The sequence below is a fragment of the Ruegeria sp. BH6 genome (genome assembly GCF_056538105.1).
Genome location: NZ_JBQFSR010000003.1, coordinates 224870 through 243236, shown reverse-complemented (window position 1 = coordinate 243236; position 18367 = coordinate 224870). Strand labels below are relative to the sequence as shown.

The window sequence follows — 18367 nt, the reverse complement described above, 5'->3', positions numbered from 1 at the left end:
CCGAACGGGAATTGGCAGGCTGGGCGTTGGTTATGAAAAAGATCGGAATTCTGGGCGGAGTGGGCTGGGCCTCGACCGTGGATTATTACCGGGCGATTGCCCAGGGCGCGGGCCGGTATTTTGCTGACCTCGGTCACGGCTCGCCACTACCCATCCCGCCCATGACCATTGAATCCGTCACACAGGCCAAAACCCGCGCCCTGCGCGGTGTGGCAGGGGATGAGGCCAGCTGGGCCGAATTCGACGCCGTCTTCCGCGAGGCCCTTTTGACGTTGGAACGCGCAGGCTGCGATTTCGGTGTCATCGCCTCGAACACGCCACACGCAAGGCTGCACGCGATCCGGCAAGGCGTGGCGATGCCAATTCTGAGCATTTTTGACGCAACCGCCGAAGCCACTGCCTCTGCCGGAGCATCAAGCGCTCTGGTTCTGGGGACGGCGGTGACCATGCAGGCGACTGACTATGCCGATCGGCTGGCCAAAGAGGGCATCACGGCCAACGACCGCCTGCCGGAACCCGAGATTGCCGAGATGCAGGCCATGATCGACAGCGAATTCTACGGCGGCGCGTCGGACACGGCCCGCACACGACTACTGACCTTTTGCAACAAACATGCCACCCCCGGCACCGCCATCCTCCTGGCCTGCACCGAGTTACCCCTGGCCTTTTCTGATCATCTGGACGATCCCGTTTTCAAGTCCGACGGACACCTATTCATTAACCCGTCCGCAGCGCATGTCGAGGCGGCTTTGAAAGAAGCGCTGGAGGGTTGATCAGGGCAACCAGGTCACTTCACAGCCGATCCGGTCAAAGAACGCCATCAGATCGGCGCGCGTCATTACTACGGTACGGTCGTTCACCAGCGGGTGCATGTTGATCACGTCTGAATTCTGCGCCGCGCTATCCATAAAGAACTGCACTTCGTTCTGAACCCCATTGATCATCGCCAGTGGGCTGACCGCGCCGGGCCGGATACCGAGGTTCTGCATCAGACGATCCGCCGAACCGAAGGACAGGTTCCCGACACCCAACTCCGCACCCAGGGCTTTAAGGTCAATCTCGCGGCTCTGTTCCAGCGTCACCAGATAGTTCCGCTTTTTCTTGTCACGCAGGTACAGGTTCTTGAGCCGCAGCGTATTTTCTCCGGGCACCAGAAACTGATCCTCAACCCCTTTCGCATCCTCGACCGTGCGCAGCGGGATATGGCTGTGCAACCGATAGGCCAGCCCCCAATCGCCCAACTGCGTCAGCAGCGCGTCAGAGCTGAGCGGCAATGTATCTTGAAAGGCAGATGATGCGTCCATGGGAACCTCCTACGTAACGCGCTCTTCGCGCAACATGGAACAAGATTCAAGGCACGACAGACCCGCGACACAGTGCTAGCGTGCCGCCATGAAAGTCACGCGCAATACACCGAACCAACTGATCCTGTCCGATACCCCATGGTTCATAGGCATCACACTCGTCTTATTTATTCTAATCTTTGTCGGCGTCGGTCTCTTCTTGATGACCGAGGGGGGCGAGGCCATCCTGTTCGGCCTGATATTCGCCCTCGGCGGCGGAGGGTTAGGATTTGGGGCCTTCTGCGCTTTTGTACGGCGCGTTCAGGTCATTCTGGACCGGGACAAAGACAGCATCGTGATCCGCAGGCATTCGGTTTTTGGCTATGATGCCGTCGAACACATGCTGTCGAACCTGTCCCATGCCGAGATTGAAACAACGATTTCGCGCAGCAACAAGGGCTCATCTACGCTGTATCGCCCCGTACTCATACTGGACAAAGGCATGAGCGAGGGTCGGCACCCCATTGTTGAGGCCTATTCCAGTGGGCGCGGCGCGCATCGGCTGGTGGATGCCGTCAATGAATGGCTTCCGGCACGCAAGGTTGACTCTGCCAGCCAATCGGCCTAAATCGCCGCCAACATCCGGAAGCATCTGATCTTCCGGTCCCTTGAGTCGTTCAGGGATCGCCCCCCACCAGCGAGTTTCGCCCGTGGGGGCAATGCCATTTGGCATTACCCCCACGTCTAATTCAGTGGGAGGGGGCAATTGTGCATTTAACCGGTGTTTCTTATCTAAGAGGCGCCACGAGATAACCGGCTAAGGAGGCCGAAGGCATGTTTGAAAATCTATCCGAACGCCTTTCCGGCGTCTTTGACCGGCTGACCAAGCAGGGCGCCCTGTCCGAGGAAGACGTCAAGACCGCCCTGCGTGAGGTTCGGGTTGCGCTGCTTGAGGCTGACGTCTCGCTGCCGGTTGCCCGTGAATTCGTCAAGAAGGTTCAAAGCCAGGCCACCGGTCAGGCGGTCACCAAGTCGATCACCCCAGGTCAGCAGGTCGTCAAGATCGTGCATGATACGCTGGTCGACGTGCTGCGCGGCGAGGAAGACCCCGGTGCGCTGAAGATCGACAACCCGCCTGCCCCGATCCTGATGGTCGGTCTGCAGGGTTCGGGTAAGACGACCACCACCGGTAAACTCGCCAAACGCCTGAAAGAGAAAGAGGGCAAAAAGGTCCTCATGGCCTCGCTGGACGTCTATCGTCCGGCAGCGATGGATCAGCTGGCCGTTCTGGGCACGCAGGTCGGCGTCGATACCCTGCCGATCGTCCCTGGCCAAAAACCGGTCGATATTGCCAAGCGCGCAAAGCAGCAGGCGACGCTGGGTGGCTATGACGTCTACATGCTCGACACTGCAGGGCGTCTGCATATCGACGAAGTGCTGATGGACGAGGTCGAGCAGGTCCGCAACGCGGTAGACCCGCGCGAAACGCTGCTGGTGGTCGACGGCCTGACCGGCCAGGTCGCTGTTGAGGTCGCCGAAGAATTCGATGCCAAGGTTGGCATTTCGGGCGTGGTCCTGACCCGGATGGACGGTGACGGACGTGGCGGCGCAGCACTGTCCATGCGAGCAGTCACCGGCAAGCCGATCCGCTTTGTCGGCTTGGGCGAAAAGATGGACGCCCTCGAAACCTTTGAGCCGGACCGGATCGCCGGTCGTATTCTGGGCATGGGCGACATCGTTGCTCTGGTCGAAAAGGCCCAGGAAACGATGGAGATGGAACAGACCGAGCGCATGATGAAGCGTATGGTCAAAGGTCAGTTCAACATGAACGACCTGAAAATGCAGCTGGAGCAGATGATCCAGATGGGTGGCATGCAGGGCATGATGGGCATGATGCCGGGCATGAACAAGATGGCAAAGCAGATGGATCAGGCCGGTCTGGACGACAAAATCCTGCGCCAGCAGATCGCCCTGATACAGTCGATGACCAAGCGCGAACGTGCCAACCCGCAACTGCTGCAGGCCAGCCGCAAGAAACGCATTGCAGCCGGTTCCGGTATGGAGGTCAGCGACCTCAACAAACTGCTCAAGATGCACCGGCAGATGTCGGACATGATGAAAAAGATGGGCAAGATGGGTAAAGGCAAGATGCTGAAACAGGCCATGAAGGGCATGTTCGGCAAAGGTGGCCCGTCGCCCGAGGAAATGGCCGCAGGTATGGACCCCAAGGCGCTGGAACAGGCGGCCAAGGCAATGGGCGGCAAAATGCCCGGCATGCCCGGTATGGGTGGCGGCATGGGTCTGCCTCCGGGTCTCAGCGGGTTCGGAAAGAAAAAGTGACCCCAGCACGCTGCACCCAGCCCCCGTCCGGCAAGGCGGCGATGGCAGCAGCGCAGTATCGCGCGGCCCTGCCGGTCCTTAAGACCCGGCGACTGGTTCTGCGCGCGCCCACTTTGGACGACCTGCCAGTGTGGACGTCGATCTGCAAAGAGAGCTTTGGCGACACTGATGAGGACGCCTGGACCGAGTTTTCCTACTATACCTCCGGCTGGCTGTTGCACGGACATGGTCTGTTCACCGTTACGCTGAACGAGGATGCACCGGTCATTGGCTTTGTCATTCTGGGTCTCGAATGGGACGATCAGGAGCCCGAGCTTGGTTACCTGTTCCGCGCAGATCACAGACTGCAGGGTTACGCCACCGAGGCGTGCTCAGCTGTTCGCGATTTCGGTTTTGACCTGTTGGGATCTGGGCAATTCGTAAGCTATGTATCGGCTTCAAATGCCCGTTCGAATGCGTTGGCAAAGCGCTTGGGTGCTACGCGCGACGTAGTTGCCGAACGTGCATTTGATGTAGACCAGCATGTCTGGCGCTATGGCGAGGTGCCGGCATGAAACTTGCTCTGGCCATACCGACTCTGGAAACCGAACGTCTGATCCTGCGCGCACCATCTGAAACTGATCTGGACGCGGACACCGCGTTCTTTGCCAGCGATGCTGCGAAGTATGTCGGCGGACCTCTGCGTCGGGATGAAGTGTGGCGGATCATTGCCATGCATTTTGGTCACTGGGCTCTGCGTGGTTATGGATATTGGAGCGTCGACGAAAAAGACACTGGCAACTATGTCGGGCGGATCGGCCTTTGGTTCCCCGAAGGTTGGCCCGAGCCCGAGGTCGGGTGGACCCTGATGAATCATGCGACCGGAAAGGGCTATGCGACCGAGGCCGCTCTGGCCGCGCGCGCCCATGCCTATGACATATTGGGCTGGGACACGGCGATTTCACTGATCGACCCGGAAAACCACGCCAGCAAGGCCGTGGCCAAACGGCTGGGCGCTAAGCTCGACTATCACTACGAACACCCGAAATTCGGCGCGACCGAAATCTGGCGCCACCCTGCCCCCGCCGATCTGGTGAATGGCGGCATGGAGGCCTACGCATGACCCACATCGCTTTGCCCGCAAAGAGGAACGGCCAATGACCAACCCCGTGACACAGGCTGCCGCGCTGTTGAAAGAGCATCGCGAAAGCATCGACCGGCTGGACGCGATCCTTGTCTATACGCTGGGCGAGCGGTTCAAGCACACGCAGGCTGTTGGCAAGCTCAAGGCCGCACACGACCTTCCCCCGTCCGATCCTTCGCGCGAGGCTGCGCAGATCGCACGATTAGAAGACCTGGCGAAAGAGGCCGATCTAGACCCCGACTTCGCCAAGGCTTTCCTGAATTTCATCATTCAGGAAGTCATCCGACACCACAAGAAACACCAGAATTAACCGGAAACGATCCCGGTAAACGCCATCCAAAGGAGATACCACCATGGCAATGAAAATTCGTCTCGCCCGCGGCGGCTCGAAAAAACGTCCTTTCTACCGCATCGTGGCTGCTGACAGCCGCATGCCTCGCGACGGTCGTTTCATCGAGAAACTGGGCACCTACAACCCGCTGCTGCCGAAAGACAGCGAAGAGCGCGTGAAAATGAACATGGAGCGCATCCAGTACTGGCTGGATCAGGGCGCACAGCCCACCGACCGTATCGCGCGCATGCTGGAAGCCGCTGGCACCCGTGACAAAGCCGAGCGTAACAACCCCAATAAGGGGACCCCGGGCAAGAAAGCTCAGGAACGCGCGGAAGAGAAAGCTGCAAAGGCTGCTGAAGCTGCCGAAGCAGCTGCTGCACCGGCTGAAGAAGCAGCAGCAGAAGAATAAGCAGGCGAGCGCGTGCAGGATCAGACTTTCACTGACGATTTCCGCACGCAGTTCGATCTGTTGATGCGGCTCCGGCGCGATGTGCGCCGGTTCCGCACCGATGCGATAGACGAGGCAGTGCTGACGCGCTGCCTCGACGCGTTTCGCCTGGCCCCTTCGGTGGGGCTTAGCGAACCCTGGCGTGTGATCCGCGTCGAAAGCGAGGCGGCGCGGGCTGCTGCGCTGAAGAATTTCCAAACCGCAAACTCAGACGCTCTGGCGGGATATTCCGGCGAGAAGGCGCAGCTTTACGGCCGCCTGAAACTGTCGGGGATGCAGGAGGCCCCTGTGCAACTGGCGGTGTTCTGCGACGATGCCACCGACAAGGGGCAGGGCCTGGGCGCAGGCACCATGCCCGAGATGCGGCGCTATTCGGTCGTTTCGGCCATCACCCTGTTCTGGCTGGCCCTGCGGGCCGAAGGGCTGGGGCTGGGCTGGGTGTCGATCCTAGACCCTGACCGGCTGGCCCGTGACTTGAACGTGTCGGACGACTGGCGGCTGATCGGCTATTTCTGCGTCGGGCAGCCGGAAGAGTTTTCCGACACCCCCGAATTGGAACGTGTTGGCTGGGAAAGCCGCCACGACACGCTGCCGATTGAGGTGCGCTAAGAATGTTCGGGCTTATTCGACTTCCCATCCTGCTGATGATCGCATTTATTGTGGGCGTGTTCTTTGAACGCTCGAACCAGCGCGAGGCCTGTGAGGCACGCGGCGATTGGCAGGACGGATTATGTGTGACGGTGGACAAGCCAAATGAGTGATCTGATCTGTGTCGGCAGCATTGCGGGCTCGTACGGGGTGCGCGGCGAAGTGCGCCTGAAAAGCTTTTGCGCGGTCCCCGAGGATATCGAGGCCTATTCCCCACTGACGGACGAAAACGGCGGCGAGCGTTACCCCTTGGTTTTGACCCGCCCCATCAAGAACGGGTTCGCCGCCCGATTGGGCGGGATTGAAACCAAAGAACAAGCGGACGCGATCAATGGCCTGCGTCTGTATGCCCGTCGCGATCAGCTGCCCTCGTTGCCCGACGACGAATTCTATCACACCGATCTGATCGGACTTGAGGTTTATGATACAGGCGGCACTCTGCTGGGCCGGGTGAAATCGGTGCAAAACCACGGCGCGGCCGACTTGCTGGAACTGCACGGTCCGGGTCTGAAATCTACGGTCTTGCTGCCCTTTACGCGCGAGGCTGTTCCGACGGTTGATCTGGACAAGGGCCGCATTGTCGCTGATCCGCCCGAAGGGCTGATCTGATGCGGAGGGTTTTGTTGCATCTAGGGCTGCACAAAACCGGCACCACCGCGGCCCAGTCTTTCCTGTATGACAACCGCGAATTGATCTGGCCGCATTTCTCGCTGATCTTGCCCTATCGCACCCGAAACTCGGGCCTGTCCCGCGCGGCCACCACACATTCCATATATGGCACCGTGGGTACGTTGTCCGAATTCGGAACCCGAATGCGCGCCTTTCTCGAAACACTGGACTTCGGCACCAGACGCGGGTTGATCGTCAGCGAAGAAAACTTTGCCGGGCTACGCCCTAGCCGCAACATCGAACAGGGCTACGCAGCCGCACCGGAACTTGCCGCTTGTCTGGTGGATGCGGTCCGGCACCGCTTTGACCAGCAAGAGGCCGAGATCACGATCTACCTGTCCTTGCGCCAGCGCGGCGGCTGGCTGCGCAGCCTCTGGGCGCATGATCTGGAACGCATGCGTCAGGTCCATGACTTCGAAGCCTTCCGGGCGAGCATGAATCATCTGCCATCTTTGCAAGACACGGCAGACCAAATCCGCGATCGGTTGCCTTCAGTCACGGTGAAGACAGGTTGGCTTGAGGAATTGCAACTGCAACGCTTTGGTCCCGGCACCCCGTTCGCCGAATTTCTGAACCTGTCGCGCGACAAGACCAAACGTCTGGTGCCGCCTTCCCGGGTGAACAATCGCCTACCCGAGGACGTTCTGGCGGAATTGCTGGATTTGAATCGCTCGCGTCTGGACGAAGCCGCCTTGATTGCGCAAAAGACGGCGATAATTGAACGCGCAAAAGGCGCTCTGACCGGCACGACATGACAGACAAACCCAGTAAATCCCACGGTCGCAAGGCGATCCGCCCAGCCCTGAAACCGCGCGAGCTGTTGACTCCTACGCCTGATCTGCATGGGGTGTGGAAGGCCAAGATCATCACTCTGTTTCCTTCAGCCTTTCCTGGGGTGCTGGGCGAAAGCCTGACCGGAAAGGCATTACAGGAAGGTTTGTGGCAGCTGGAAACCGTTGATCTGCGCCCGTTCGGCATCGGCAAACATCGCAACGTCGACGACACACCTGCGGGTGGTGGTGCAGGCATGGTGCTGCGTGCCGACGTTCTTGGAGAGGCGATCGAACACACGATGGCGGGTGTTCAGGGCAATTGGCCGCTGATCTATCTCAGCCCGCGTGGACGCCGGATGGATCAACGTATGATGCAAAACCTCGCGCGCTGCGACGGCATGACCCTGCTGTGTGGACGCTTCGAGGGTGTCGATGAGCGGGTGCTGGAACATTATGGCGTCCAAGAGGTCAGCTTGGGCGACTTCGTTATGACTGGTGGTGAGATCGCAGCGCAAGCACTTATCGACGCCACGGTGCGATTGATCCCCGGCGTATTGGGCAATCAGGCCTCGGCCGAGGAAGAGAGCTTTTCGTCTGGTTTGCTGGAGCATCCGCAATACACGCGCCCCGCCGAATGGAAGGGCCGCCCGATCCCCGACATTCTGATGTCCGGCCACCACGGGCGCATTGCCGATTGGCGGCACGAAATGTCAGAACAGATCACCCGCGAACGGCGACCCGATCTGTGGGAGATCTACCGAAAAGAGCGGGACTAGCCCCCCGCCTTCCAGCGCGCCCAGCTTTCGGGGTGGCCGTTGAACGTGTTGATATCCACCTTGCCCTGCACGCCAGGCACCAGCCCGGTGCCGGTATATTGCCAGAACCGCCAGGACGATCTCGGATAAACCTGATGGGGGTGTCCGGCAACGGATCGCAGCCAGAATTCGGTTCCGCGCAGACGTCCGATTTCTGTATCCCCATGAAAATCCACCGTTGTATAGACTATCGGACGGCGTCCATAGTGACGTTCCAAGATATCTAGAAACCGCTTAGCCTCGGCCCGGACAGTGGCACCATCGGGGCGCAACCTGCAGGTTCTGGAATGCGGCGTCCACTCCATATCCAGCACATGTGGCAGGTCGGCCCCCTTTGGCACATTCTTGATGAACCACCGGGCCTGTTCATGGGCTGGACGGCAGAAATAATAATAGTGATACGCCCCCCATGGCACGCCCGCGGCCTGCGCGCCACGGCGATGGTCTTCGAACAAGGGGTCGGCGACATCTCCACCTTCGGTCGCTTTGATGAACACAAAACTGACGCCTGATGCCTTGGCCTGATGCCAATCGATCGGCCCTTGCCAGCGTGAGACATCCAGCCCATGCACCGGATAGTGACCAGGATGCCGCCCATCCCAGTCATGCGGGTCGGCGTCGCCAAAGGCCGGGTAGATGACCGAAGGGGAAGTTGTACTCAGAAAAGCTTTGGCCTCGACCTTTTGAGGCGGAGGTGTGCTGCGACCGCAGGACAGAGTCGCAAAGGCCATGGCGGCCAGCATCAATGCAATGCGCATGATCGGTTCCTGTTTTTAAATTACTGCTCTTATAATTGCCCCCAGAATGCCTGATCGGCCTGATAAGGCAACGGTGCAGTTTGCTTACGGCGAAAACCCACCACCCTTGCGTTGAATATATGGTGTTTTTATCTTGATCCCTGATCGCAAACCCCGTAAAGCAGCGCAATCCGGTGCCGCGTAACGCGACTCCGGTGTTTTGGTTTGCATCATGGCGCATCGCTCAGCTTTCTTCAGCCACGGCGTGTCAGGGCAGGCCAGACCAAAGGAACATTCGATCTGATCTCTGGCGGGCTGTACGCAGGACCCGGTGAAGACCAAGAGCTCTCAGGCCGTGCTTAACTTCGTGGACCAACCACGAGCAGATAGGAGTAACTGCGATGGACTTGATCGCACAGCTTGAGGCGGAACAGATTGCCGCCCTGGGGAAAGACATCCCCGATTTCAAAGCCGGTGACACCATCCGTGTCGGCTTTAAAGTGACCGAAGGGTCGCGCACCCGTGTGCAGAACTACGAAGGCGTCTGCATCGCGCGCAAAGGTGGCGACGGCATCGCCGGATCGTTCACCGTCCGCAAAATCTCGTTTGGCGAAGGCGTGGAGCGTGTGTTCCCACTGCATTCGACCAACATCGACAGCATCACCGTTGTCCGCCGTGGCCGCGTCCGCCGCGCCAAACTGTACTATCTGCGCACCCGTCGCGGTAAATCCGCACGTATCGCAGAAGTCACAAACTACAAGCCCAAAGCTGGCGCCGAGGCGTAAGGAGCGGAAAGATGAAAAAAGACATCCATCCCGATTACCACTTCATCAACGTCAAAATGACCGATGGCACCGTGGTTCAGATGAAATCCACCTGGGGCAGCGAAGGCGACCAGCTGGCATTGGAAATCGACCCCTCCTCGCACCCCGCGTGGACCGGTGGCTCGTCGCGCCTGATGGACGCCGGCGGCCGCGTGTCGAAGTTCAAGAAGAAATACGAAGGTCTGGGCTTCTAATCCCAACCCATTTCGAATGCGAAAGGCCGTCCCGAGGGGCGGCCTTTTTCTTTTTGGGACAGGCATGTGAGACGATACAAAGGGCCTGCTAGAAAGGAAGCCCCTGAAGGCACCCTCGCCGATCTCACGCGTCACACGCAGTGATCGCCGCACAATGCTGAAAAGGTGCTACACTTGGCACCAAGAACCGCCCTGATACGACGGAGACCCTGAAATGCCCAAGTACAATGATATGTTCGAACTTTCGGTGCAGGATATGGATCTGATCGAAACAGCCTTGCGCGGCTTGGCTGCCTCCCGTTCGCTGGCAACACCAGATGAAACGGATGATGGGAAAGTGGATCGCGAAAACACCCTGCGCCGCGTCCATGATCTTCTTGGCAAGCTGCACGATCAGAAGGTTTTCTATCGACCCAAAGATGGGGTGTACCTTGGAGGTTAAACCCATTTGATCCAGACCGGTCGACGTCCTTTTCCGCTAATGCATTTACCTGGGTGCGCGCGTCAGCTCTGCCGCACTGTGCAACGGCGGCACCGGCCCGCGCAGTAGCAGCAAGGCCAGTACCATGCCGACAAGCGCGGCAACCGCGGCGACCAACATGGCGCTGTCAAAGGCATTGTCCTGCAATTCGCGCAAAGCTTTGGCTAAGACAGAGCTGGTCGACGGGTCCATCCCCGCGATCAATTGCTGGATCTGGCTGGGCGTGCCGTGGGTCAGCGCATGTGCCAGATCCTCGCGCTGGGTTGACCCAGCGGGCAGCGCAGCGATCACCTCGGACAGACCGCGACGAATTGTGATGGACTCGGCCAGTCCACCGACCACCGCTCCAAGGGTGGCTCCGAAATAGAGGCAGGCGTTGATCACGCCTGACCCCTGGCCAACATGTTCTTCGGGTAGAAGACGCAGGCCGAGGCGCGGCAGCAAGGAAAAACAGATGCCCATACCGACGCCGACAATCAAAAGCTTCCACCAAATCTCGGCATATTGCGTGGAATTGTTGGTTGTCATCAGCAACAGGAACCCGCAGGCCATCGCCCCCAGGCCAATTATAACGGGCCACCGGAAACTGTAGGGCGCCAAAAAGCGGGGCGCGGTCACCGAGATGACGAACATGCTGAGGCTGAGCGGCATGATCGCCAGCCCTGCCCCGATAGAGCTGTATCTGAAGGCGTCCGGCGACTGCACGAAGGTGTTGAAATATACAAAGAAGCAGAACAGCGTGAAACCGGTAACAAACATGCCCGCCGCAGCCATAAAGTAGCGCGGATGGCGAAAGTACCGCAGCTCGACCAGCGGATCTGCGCTGCGGCGTGAGACAATCACCAGAACGATGGTCGCCATCGCCGCGATGGCCAGCGGCACTAACGTAAGCGGCGCGGCCCATCCACCGCTTTCCCCATTGCTGAGTGCAAAGGACAGTGGCCCAAGGAACAACAGGATGGCAACTGCGCCCGGATAGTCAAATTTCGCCCCGGCAAGACGGGTATCGGGTATATAGTTTCGCTTGCTGACGTGCATTCCGATGGCAAAGGCCACAGCTAGTAAAACCAAGTCAGCCGCGAAAACTGCCCGCCAGCTGACATAGTGACCAAAGGCTCCGCCGACGATAGGCCCGACACCGATGGCCAGACCAACGATCGCGCCCCAAGCCCCGGTGACACTGGCGCGCTGATCCTCGGGCGTAGCAGCGGTCAACAAGGACAGAGAGGTGCCGAACAGTGCCGCCGCCCCTGCCCCCTGCGCGCCGCGACCAATCAGCAGCATCACTCCATCCTGAGCAAACAGCGCCGAGGCCGACCCGATCGCAAAGACGATCATACCAAAGAAAAATACGCCCATCTTGCCGGTAATGTCGCCCAGACGGCTGACGATGGTGACAAGCGTCGCGCTAGCCACAGAATAAGTTGCCATTACCCATTGCAGCCCGGACGGGGTCAAGTCGAACTCGGCCTTCAGGTTGGGCAGGATGGTGGTCACGGCGGTGGTATTAAACCCCACGACCATCATACAGATCGCCGTCATCGCCAGCACCACGCGGGCACGAGCCTGCGGGGTGACTTGTTCCGAGGTCTTGTCAGTCATCAACGCCCCTTAGATTGTAGGTCTTTAATCTAATTTATCAGCAGTTTAGCAGCTTTTTTCGCTTCGCATAGGGTGCGCGTCAGATCCAGTAGGACAGCGCAACCGGTAGAACAACAATCGTGGTCAGTGTCGAAACCAAAATGAATCCGGCCACATCCGGGCCGTATTCCGGCATGTGCTGATCAATGAACAGGTAGGTCGCAACCGAAGATGGCATCAGACAACACAGGATAAACGCGCCGCGTTCAGCCCCAGTAAAGCCAAACGCCCAGACCAGCGCGCTTGAGATCGCAACCGCCATAACCAGATGCAGCAGGGTCAGCACCACCGCCAGACCCAGACGTTTGATCCGCAAAGTCGCCAGTGTATGGCCCAGCGTCAGCAACATCAGCGGAATCGACAACCCGCCGAGAATGTCGAAGGACTTGGCGATAGGTTGCGGCAGGCTGTACCCAGTCGCCATTAAAATCAGCGAAAGGGTCACAGCGTAGATGATCGGCGAGGTGGCAATTTTACGGGGCGAGAATTCTCCGGCCGGAATCCACATACCGATGGTGAAGATACTGATCAGCACGACGACAACGAACCCCATCGCATAGGCCATGCCTGCGTCCCCCAACGCCAGCAGCGTGATCGGCAAGCCGATATTGCCCACATTGCTGTGCATCAACGGAGTCAAAAACGCGCGCACCGGCAGGCGTATCGCCTTTAGGACGACGAACCCCAGCACTCCGAACCCGGCAATGGCCAGCGCTGCGGCGGCCATTACATCCAGAAAAGTACCAATAGCGATACTGGTAGCGGACAGATGCGAGATGATCAGCGTCGGATACCCCACCCGCGACACGATCCCCCCGATCACCTTATTGTCGAACGGCGCTTTGATCAGGGCCAGACAATATCCGATTCCAGCGCAGATCAGGACGGGTAGGACCACGTTCAGAACGTTCAGAAACAGATGATCCACCGGTCGCCCCTATCGCAATTCTTTGCGTCTGACACTGAAACAGGGCACCGCTTTTGACAAGCACACAGCTTAACCCTATTCCACGTCATAGTTTTCCAATTTAGAGCCTGAAATCACCGATTGAGGTTCTTCCCATCTCGGTTTCCACAACATATAGTGGTTCGCAACAACGTGTGCGAAGCACGGCGGGACATGGGAATACAGGCATGGCACATATCATCGTAGTCGGAAACGAGAAGGGCGGCGCAGGCAAATCGACCGTGTCGATGCATGTGGCCACCGCACTGGCACGGCTGGGTCACAAAGTCAGCACCCTGGACCTGGATCTGAGACAGCGCAGCCTGGGGCGGTATTTCGAAAATCGCGGCAAATTCATGAACGGGTCCGAGGTCCCCTTGCCCAGCCCGCGCCACCATGACCTGCCCGAGATCGACGCCTCCAAGCTGAAACCCGGTGAGAATATCTATGACCACCGCCTGTCCGCCGCCGTTTCTGAACTGGAAAGCGACAGCGATTTTATCCTGATCGACTGCCCCGGCTCGCATACCCGCCTCAGTCAGGTTGCGCATTCGCTGGCCGACACGCTGATCACACCGCTGAACGACAGCTTCATCGACTTTGACCTGTTGGCACGGATTGATTCAAAGGGCGAGAAAATCCTTGGACCCTCGGTCTATTCCGAAATGGTCTGGAACGCGCGGCAATTGCGGGCGCAGGCCGGGCTCAAGCCTATCGACTGGGTGGTCGTGCGCAACCGCGTCGGTACACAGCGTATGGTCAACAAGGAAAAGATGCAGCGCGCGATCGAAATGCTGTCCCAGCGCATCGGCTTCCGCGTCGCATCAGGCTTTTCCGAGCGGGTTATCTTTCGCGAGTTGTTCCCGCGTGGCCTGACACTGTTGGACCTCAAGGATATCGGGGTCAAACAGCTGAACATCTCGAACATCGCAGCCCGGCAGGAACTGCGCGACATGATGAAGGAATTGAACCTGCCTGGGGTCGAGATCGACTTTTAGAAGTTGTTCTGACAAGGCGGTGCAACCAAGCCGTGCTACTCCACCCTTGCTCTTGCGCTGCCACTGACGCAAACTTGTTTGCGGAGGAGGTATGTCATGACATCCAAGACCGCTGGTTCCACGCCACCTGACAAACTGACGCCGCAGCAGCAGGCTTTGCCCAAAGTCAACAAAGTAACCGCCGGTGATATCACTGCGTCGCTTAAGGCCGGGTTTTCCGACTTTTTAGCTCGCCCCTTAATGAGCGGTTTCTTCGGCCTCTTCTATGCCGTTTTCGGAATCCTGTTTGTTTGGGGATTGGTCTGGCTCGGCAAGATTTGGATGATCATTCCCGCCATTGTAGGCTTTCCACTGGTCGCGCCTTTCGCCGCGGCCGGGCTTTATGAAATGTCCCGTCGGTTGCAAAAAGGGGAAAGCTTCGGCTGGTCTGAAATCCTCACCGTCATGGCCAATCAACGCAAGCGTGAACTGGGCTGGATGGCCTTCGTCACCCTGTTCATATTCTGGGTGTGGGTATATCAGGTTCGGCTTTGGCTGGCGATTATCCTGCAGAATGCATCCTTCTCGGATTTTGACGGGTTCTTGAACACTGTCTTCTTCACGCCGCAGGGCTGGACTTTTCTGGCTGTTGGCACCTGCGTAGGCGGCTTTCTGTCTGCTGTGCTGTTCTCGGTGACCGTCATCGCCATGCCCATGCTGCTGGACCGGGAAACAAATTTTGTTTCTGCCATGATAACGTCCATTCGCGTCGTCACGGAAAACCCGGTGGTCATGCTTAGTTGGGCGGCGATCATCTCGGTCACCATGCTGTTATCGATGGTTCCGGCGTTTCTGGGCTTAATCTTTACTCTGCCGATCCTTGGCCACACCACCTGGCACCTGTATCAGCGGGCCGTTTCACCGGCAGAGAGCTAATCAATCCAGCCAGTTAAATGCCCCGGCTAGGCCTCGGCGGCATTGTAGACCGTAAACAACTCTTTCGGCTCGGACACACCCCGCAACATGTAACGCCCAACCGAGATCAGGTCCTGACCGCAAGGCTGAGCCGCGCGGGCTACATCATCCGAGATCAGAATTCTCTGCCCCAGCGACCGGTGCATCCCAGCGATCCGTGCGGTCTGGTTTACTGCTGGCCCGATAACAGTGAAATCCAACCGGGTCTCGGACCCGATATTGCCATACAGAATCTCGCCCGCATGCAGGGCCAGAGTAAAGTTGGCCACTGGCAAACCGTTTGCCTTACGGCGGGCGTTTAGGGCCTCCATCCGCTGCTGCAACATCGGTACAGCCTTCAGCGCTGCGCGCGCGTCTTCGTCGATCTCGCCGACGTCGAACATCGCCATCAGCCCATCGCCCATGAATTTCAGAATATTGCCGTCATTGTCGTGAACGACACCAACGGCTACGGCCAGATAGTCATTCAGCATGTCGATGATTTCAGCACCCGGAAGCTCTTCGGAGAGGCTGGTGAATCCTTCCAGGTCAAAATTCCACATCACCGCATCGATCTGCTGCAGTGATCCCCGCCGGATTTCACCAGACAGCACCCGCCGTCCCGCATCGCGACCCAGATAGACCCGCATCAAATCCTTGGAAACACGCGCACTTGCAGCAGATTTCAGCGCCAACCCCAGATGGGGCAAGGCTGTGTGGATCAATTCCAGATCTTTGTCCTCGAACCCCTTGGGGGCGTTCGATGTCCAAGACAACAGCACCCCGTCCACCGCCTTTTTGGCGTCTTTCGGAGCGTTGTGGGTGGGAACGTCAAAATTAACACCGGTGGCGTAATAGTCGGTCGCACCGATCTGACGCAGGTCGTTTAACAGGGGAAAACGGCTGGGCTCATTTTGATCGACCAGGCGTTCGCGGATCTCGTCTATCTCATTGTTCAAGATCGCAAACAAAGGGCTTTGCTGCCATTGTTCGCTGGGTTGCTCGGAATACTCAAAGGTCTCGGATTCTCCGCCTCTGCCCTCGTACCAGCTGAACCCGGTCCCGCCGTACACGGGATGCAAGGCCGACTGCGCGGCGTGAAAACGCATTAGCGGCACGCCAAGTTCCAAAAGTTTGTTGCAATAGCCATCCAGCAGCTCTTCTTTCGCTGCCCCTTCCAGGCCGCGTGTAACCAACCAGTCAATAAGATCATTGGATTTTGCCGTTTCGGCAGTCAGGGTTGTCATTTTTATATTATTCCAGTGTCCGCTCTGGTTGTCATCTGGGGACCAGAGGCCGCGATTACCAGTACTCAATCCATATGTGCCAGCCGCCGCAGCATATTGCGCAACAGCACGACTTCATCTGGGTTAAATTGGGCCGTCAGTTTTGCGTCATATTGCTCGGCAATACCGCTTAGCTCGCGATAGACGGATTGCCCCATGTGGGTCAACATCAGGTTTTCGACCCTGCGGTCTGTTTCACTGCGATTGCGCACCAGATACCGGCGGGACTCTAACCTGTGTACTGCGCGGCTGATCTTGGTTTTGTGCAATCGGGCGCGTTCGCCGATCTCTTTGGCAGTCATCTCTCCATAATTGCCCAGGTGAAACAGAACCCGCCATTCGGTGCGCAGCATACCGTAACGATCCTTGTAGATCTGCTGGAACTCTAACGAGATTTCCTCGGCCGCGCGGTTCAGCAGATAGGGCAGGAAGTCTTGCAGATCAAAGCCATCATTTTCGCTGAATTGATCATCTGTCATGCTTGTTAGTTACAAAAACAACTATTATTCCTCAAGCAGCAAATGGAGGAACACAGGATGAACCATCCGACTGATCCGCACAAAATGACCCAGGCCAACACGCCCGTGGGCACCCATGCAGGCTATATGCCTGGCTTTGGAAATGACTTTGAAACCGAGGCCTTGCCCGGCGCGTTACCGCAGGGAATGAACAGCCCGCAGCGCTGCAATTATGGCCTTTATGGCGAACAGCTTAGCGGAACAGCCTTTACCGCCAACCCGCCCGAGCGGACGTGGTGTTACCGCATCCGGCCCTCGGTCAAGCATTCGCATCGCTACGAGAAGATCGACCTGCCCTATTGGAAATCCGCGCCTTGCGTTGATCCGGATGTGATCAGCCTGGGCCAGTATCGCTGGGATGCAGTGCCTCATTCCGATCAGGGGCTGACCTGGTTGACGGGCATGCGCACGATGACCACGGCGGGTGATGTGAACACGCAGGAGGGCATGGCCAGCCATATCTATCTGGTTACCGAGTCGATGGTGGATGCCTACTTCTTCTCAGCCGATTCCGAGCTGCTGGTGGTGCCGCAGGAAGGCCGCCTGCGCTTTGCCACCGAGCTGGGGATTATTGATCTGGAACCTAAAGAGATCGCCATCATCCCGCGCGGACTGGTCTATCGCGTCGAGGTACTGGAAGGCCCCGCACGTGGCTTTGTCTGCGAGAATTACGGTCAGAAATTCGAGATGCCCGGTCGTGGCCCGATCGGCGCCAATTGCATGGCCAATCCGCGAGACTTCAAAGCGCCGGTGGCGGCGTTTGAAGACCGCGAGGTGCCCTCGACCGTGACCGTCAAATGGTGCGGGCAGTTCCACACAACGAAGATCGGCCAAAGCCCGCTGGACGTGGTCGCGTGGCACGGCAACTATGCGCCCTACAAATACGATCTGTGCACCTATTGCCCGGTCGGCGCGATCCTGTTTGATCACCCCGATCCGTCGATCTTTACTGTGCTGACTGCGCCCTCGGGGCAGCCGGGCACGGCCAATATCGACTTTGTCCTGTTCCGCGAACGCTGGATGGTGGCCGAGGATACGTTCCGCCCGCCATGGTATCACAAGAACATCATGTCTGAGCTGATGGGCAACATCTACGGTCAGTATGACGCCAAACCGCAGGGCTTTGTTCCCGGCGGGATGAGCCTTCACAACATGATGCTGCCGCACGGGCCGGATCGCGAGGCGTTCGAAAAGGCCTCGAATGCCAACCTGGGCCCCGACAAGCTGGACAACACCATGTCCTTCATGTTCGAGACCCGCTTTCCACAACATCTGACGCCTTTTGCCGCCAACGAGGCCCCCTTGCAGGACGATTACATTGACTGCTGGACCTCTCTTGAGAAAAAGTTCGACGGAACCTCTGGCAAAAAGTGAGG

At 58.3% G+C, this 18367-nt stretch carries 24 protein-coding genes; 18 read left to right on the top strand and 6 right to left on the bottom strand.

All coding sequences use genetic code 11. From position 1 onward, the window contains the following. Positions 1-32 precede the first annotated feature (32 nt). Complete coding sequence (locus ACR0B8_RS09220) at positions 33-773, top strand: aspartate/glutamate racemase family protein (RefSeq protein ID WP_170359974.1); 741 nt, start codon at positions 33-35, stop codon at positions 771-773. Here the strand turns inward: ACR0B8_RS09220 and ACR0B8_RS09215 are convergent, their stop codons facing one another. Next, positions 774-1304, bottom strand: a complete 531-nt coding sequence (locus tag ACR0B8_RS09215; protein WP_226688908.1) for a prolyl-tRNA synthetase associated domain-containing protein — start codon at positions 1302-1304, stop codon at positions 774-776. It abuts the gene before it with no gap. An 88-nt stretch (positions 1305-1392) separates the two neighbouring features. Here ACR0B8_RS09215 and ACR0B8_RS09210 point away from each other — a divergent pair, with 88 nt between their 5' ends. The 11 genes from ACR0B8_RS09210 (at position 1393) to trmD (ending at position 8394) form a co-directional block, all read left to right on the top strand. Next, complete coding sequence (locus tag ACR0B8_RS09210; RefSeq protein ID WP_170359972.1) at positions 1393-1911, top strand: hypothetical protein; 519 nt, start codon at positions 1393-1395, stop codon at positions 1909-1911. Positions 1912-2117: 206 nt separating this feature from the next. After that, positions 2118-3623 carry a signal recognition particle protein gene (gene ffh, locus ACR0B8_RS09205; RefSeq protein ID WP_170359970.1) on the top strand — a complete coding sequence of 502 codons (1506 nt, stop codon included), beginning with the start codon at positions 2118-2120 and terminating at the stop codon, positions 3621-3623. Next, positions 3620-4177 carry a GNAT family N-acetyltransferase gene (locus ACR0B8_RS09200; RefSeq protein ID WP_170359968.1) on the top strand — a complete coding sequence of 186 codons (558 nt, stop codon included), beginning with the start codon at positions 3620-3622 and terminating at the stop codon, positions 4175-4177. Before ffh ends, ACR0B8_RS09200 begins: the two co-directional genes overlap by 4 nt. Further along, positions 4174-4725: a GNAT family N-acetyltransferase gene (locus tag ACR0B8_RS09195; protein WP_170359966.1), complete on the top strand. Its 552-nt coding sequence runs from the start codon at positions 4174-4176 to the stop codon at positions 4723-4725. Before ACR0B8_RS09200 ends, ACR0B8_RS09195 begins: the two co-directional genes overlap by 4 nt. Before the next feature lie 34 nt (positions 4726-4759). Beyond that, positions 4760-5056 (top strand): chorismate mutase, encoded by a 297-nt coding sequence (locus tag ACR0B8_RS09190; RefSeq protein WP_170350324.1) that lies wholly within the window; start codon positions 4760-4762, stop codon positions 5054-5056. Positions 5057-5099: 43 nt separating this feature from the next. Continuing rightward, positions 5100-5489, top strand: a complete 390-nt coding sequence (rpsP, locus tag ACR0B8_RS09185; protein WP_170350323.1) for a 30S ribosomal protein S16 — start codon at positions 5100-5102, stop codon at positions 5487-5489. A 12-nt stretch (positions 5490-5501) separates the two neighbouring features. Next, complete coding sequence (bluB, locus tag ACR0B8_RS09180; protein ID WP_226688907.1) at positions 5502-6137, top strand: 5,6-dimethylbenzimidazole synthase; 636 nt, start codon at positions 5502-5504, stop codon at positions 6135-6137. 2 nt (positions 6138-6139) lie between these two features. Beyond that, positions 6140-6289, top strand: coding sequence for a hypothetical protein (locus ACR0B8_RS09175; RefSeq protein WP_165590802.1), 150 nt, complete (start codon positions 6140-6142; stop codon positions 6287-6289). Beyond that, on the top strand, positions 6282-6785 hold the full coding sequence (rimM, locus tag ACR0B8_RS09170) for a ribosome maturation factor RimM (RefSeq protein ID WP_226688906.1): 504 nt from the start codon (positions 6282-6284) through the stop codon (positions 6783-6785). Before ACR0B8_RS09175 ends, rimM begins: the two co-directional genes overlap by 8 nt. Beyond that, positions 6785-7600, top strand: a complete 816-nt coding sequence (locus ACR0B8_RS09165) for a hypothetical protein (protein WP_170517947.1) — start codon at positions 6785-6787, stop codon at positions 7598-7600. Before rimM ends, ACR0B8_RS09165 begins: the two co-directional genes overlap by 1 nt. Then, positions 7597-8394, top strand: a complete 798-nt coding sequence (trmD, locus tag ACR0B8_RS09160; RefSeq protein ID WP_226688905.1) for a tRNA (guanosine(37)-N1)-methyltransferase TrmD — start codon at positions 7597-7599, stop codon at positions 8392-8394. The genes ACR0B8_RS09165 and trmD overlap by 4 nt, the downstream gene beginning before the upstream one ends. Here the strand turns inward: trmD and ACR0B8_RS09155 are convergent. Next, a complete protein-coding gene (locus ACR0B8_RS09155; RefSeq protein ID WP_226688904.1) occupies positions 8391-9191 on the bottom strand; it encodes a glycoside hydrolase family 25 protein in 801 nt (266 codons plus the stop codon). The genes trmD and ACR0B8_RS09155 overlap by 4 nt on opposite strands. Before the next feature lie 380 nt (positions 9192-9571). Here ACR0B8_RS09155 and rplS point away from each other — a divergent pair, with 380 nt between their 5' ends. From rplS to ACR0B8_RS09140, 3 genes are all read left to right on the top strand, one after another. Next, positions 9572-9955 carry a 50S ribosomal protein L19 gene (gene rplS, locus ACR0B8_RS09150; protein ID WP_170350317.1) on the top strand — a complete coding sequence of 128 codons (384 nt, stop codon included), beginning with the start codon at positions 9572-9574 and terminating at the stop codon, positions 9953-9955. Between the two features lie 11 nt (positions 9956-9966). Next, on the top strand, positions 9967-10188 hold the full coding sequence (gene rpmE, locus ACR0B8_RS09145; RefSeq protein WP_170350316.1) for a 50S ribosomal protein L31: 222 nt from the start codon (positions 9967-9969) through the stop codon (positions 10186-10188). 214 nt (positions 10189-10402) lie between these two features. Then, the gene (locus ACR0B8_RS09140; RefSeq protein WP_170517944.1) at positions 10403-10630 is read left to right on the top strand and encodes a hypothetical protein; all 228 of its coding nucleotides are present in this window, start codon (positions 10403-10405) and stop codon (positions 10628-10630) included. A 45-nt stretch (positions 10631-10675) separates the two neighbouring features. Here ACR0B8_RS09140 and ACR0B8_RS09135 read toward each other — a convergent pair whose 3' ends face one another. Beyond that, positions 10676-12271, bottom strand: coding sequence for an MFS transporter (locus ACR0B8_RS09135; RefSeq protein WP_480658339.1), 1596 nt, complete (start codon positions 12269-12271; stop codon positions 10676-10678). A 79-nt stretch (positions 12272-12350) separates the two neighbouring features. Then, complete coding sequence (locus tag ACR0B8_RS09130; protein ID WP_480658341.1) at positions 12351-13238, bottom strand: AEC family transporter; 888 nt, start codon at positions 13236-13238, stop codon at positions 12351-12353. A gap of 206 nt (positions 13239-13444) precedes the next feature. Between ACR0B8_RS09130 and ACR0B8_RS09125 the strand changes: the two genes are divergently transcribed. Further along, positions 13445-14254: a division plane positioning ATPase MipZ gene (locus ACR0B8_RS09125; RefSeq protein ID WP_170350312.1), complete on the top strand. Its 810-nt coding sequence runs from the start codon at positions 13445-13447 to the stop codon at positions 14252-14254. Positions 14255-14350: 96 nt separating this feature from the next. Continuing rightward, a complete protein-coding gene (locus ACR0B8_RS09120; protein ID WP_170377437.1) occupies positions 14351-15169 on the top strand; it encodes a DUF2189 domain-containing protein in 819 nt (272 codons plus the stop codon). A gap of 26 nt (positions 15170-15195) precedes the next feature. Here ACR0B8_RS09120 and ACR0B8_RS09115 read toward each other — a convergent pair whose 3' ends face one another. Both ACR0B8_RS09115 and ACR0B8_RS09110 read right to left on the bottom strand, forming a co-directional pair. After that, complete coding sequence (locus ACR0B8_RS09115; protein WP_170350310.1) at positions 15196-16434, bottom strand: adenylate/guanylate cyclase domain-containing protein; 1239 nt, start codon at positions 16432-16434, stop codon at positions 15196-15198. A 65-nt stretch (positions 16435-16499) separates the two neighbouring features. Beyond that, the gene (locus ACR0B8_RS09110) at positions 16500-16952 is read right to left on the bottom strand and encodes a MarR family winged helix-turn-helix transcriptional regulator (protein WP_170359952.1); all 453 of its coding nucleotides are present in this window, start codon (positions 16950-16952) and stop codon (positions 16500-16502) included. A gap of 57 nt (positions 16953-17009) precedes the next feature. Between ACR0B8_RS09110 and hmgA the strand changes: the two genes are divergently transcribed. After that, positions 17010-18365 (top strand): homogentisate 1,2-dioxygenase, encoded by a 1356-nt coding sequence (gene hmgA, locus ACR0B8_RS09105; protein ID WP_226688901.1) that lies wholly within the window; start codon positions 17010-17012, stop codon positions 18363-18365. Positions 18366-18367 lie beyond the last annotated feature (2 nt).

Excerpts from the sequence above, each read along its gene's own strand:
- ACR0B8_RS09220 (WP_170359974.1), top strand. The coding sequence starts at position 33 with ATGAAAAAGATCGGAATTCTGGGCGGAGTGGGCTGGGCCTCGACCGTG.
- ACR0B8_RS09215 (WP_226688908.1), bottom strand. The coding sequence starts at position 1,304 with ATGGACGCATCATCTGCCTTTCAAGATACATTGCCGCTCAGCTCTGAC.
- ACR0B8_RS09210 (WP_170359972.1), top strand. The coding sequence starts at position 1,393 with ATGAAAGTCACGCGCAATACACCGAACCAACTGATCCTGTCCGATACC.
- ffh (WP_170359970.1), top strand. The coding sequence starts at position 2,118 with ATGTTTGAAAATCTATCCGAACGCCTTTCCGGCGTCTTTGACCGGCTG.
- ACR0B8_RS09195 (WP_170359966.1), top strand. The coding sequence starts at position 4,174 with ATGAAACTTGCTCTGGCCATACCGACTCTGGAAACCGAACGTCTGATC.
- ACR0B8_RS09190 (WP_170350324.1), top strand. The coding sequence starts at position 4,760 with ATGACCAACCCCGTGACACAGGCTGCCGCGCTGTTGAAAGAGCATCGC.
- rpsP (WP_170350323.1), top strand. The coding sequence starts at position 5,100 with ATGGCAATGAAAATTCGTCTCGCCCGCGGCGGCTCGAAAAAACGTCCT.
- ACR0B8_RS09175 (WP_165590802.1), top strand. The coding sequence starts at position 6,140 with ATGTTCGGGCTTATTCGACTTCCCATCCTGCTGATGATCGCATTTATT.
- rimM (WP_226688906.1), top strand. The coding sequence starts at position 6,282 with ATGAGTGATCTGATCTGTGTCGGCAGCATTGCGGGCTCGTACGGGGTG.
- ACR0B8_RS09165 (WP_170517947.1), top strand. The coding sequence starts at position 6,785 with ATGCGGAGGGTTTTGTTGCATCTAGGGCTGCACAAAACCGGCACCACC.
- trmD (WP_226688905.1), top strand. The coding sequence starts at position 7,597 with ATGACAGACAAACCCAGTAAATCCCACGGTCGCAAGGCGATCCGCCCA.
- ACR0B8_RS09155 (WP_226688904.1), bottom strand. The coding sequence starts at position 9,191 with ATGCGCATTGCATTGATGCTGGCCGCCATGGCCTTTGCGACTCTGTCC.
- rplS (WP_170350317.1), top strand. The coding sequence starts at position 9,572 with ATGGACTTGATCGCACAGCTTGAGGCGGAACAGATTGCCGCCCTGGGG.
- rpmE (WP_170350316.1), top strand. The coding sequence starts at position 9,967 with ATGAAAAAAGACATCCATCCCGATTACCACTTCATCAACGTCAAAATG.
- ACR0B8_RS09140 (WP_170517944.1), top strand. The coding sequence starts at position 10,403 with ATGCCCAAGTACAATGATATGTTCGAACTTTCGGTGCAGGATATGGAT.
- ACR0B8_RS09135 (WP_480658339.1), bottom strand. The coding sequence starts at position 12,271 with ATGACTGACAAGACCTCGGAACAAGTCACCCCGCAGGCTCGTGCCCGC.
- ACR0B8_RS09125 (WP_170350312.1), top strand. The coding sequence starts at position 13,445 with ATGGCACATATCATCGTAGTCGGAAACGAGAAGGGCGGCGCAGGCAAA.
- ACR0B8_RS09120 (WP_170377437.1), top strand. The coding sequence starts at position 14,351 with ATGACATCCAAGACCGCTGGTTCCACGCCACCTGACAAACTGACGCCG.
- ACR0B8_RS09115 (WP_170350310.1), bottom strand. The coding sequence starts at position 16,434 with ATGACAACCCTGACTGCCGAAACGGCAAAATCCAATGATCTTATTGAC.
- ACR0B8_RS09110 (WP_170359952.1), bottom strand. The coding sequence starts at position 16,952 with ATGACAGATGATCAATTCAGCGAAAATGATGGCTTTGATCTGCAAGAC.
- hmgA (WP_226688901.1), top strand. The coding sequence starts at position 17,010 with ATGAACCATCCGACTGATCCGCACAAAATGACCCAGGCCAACACGCCC.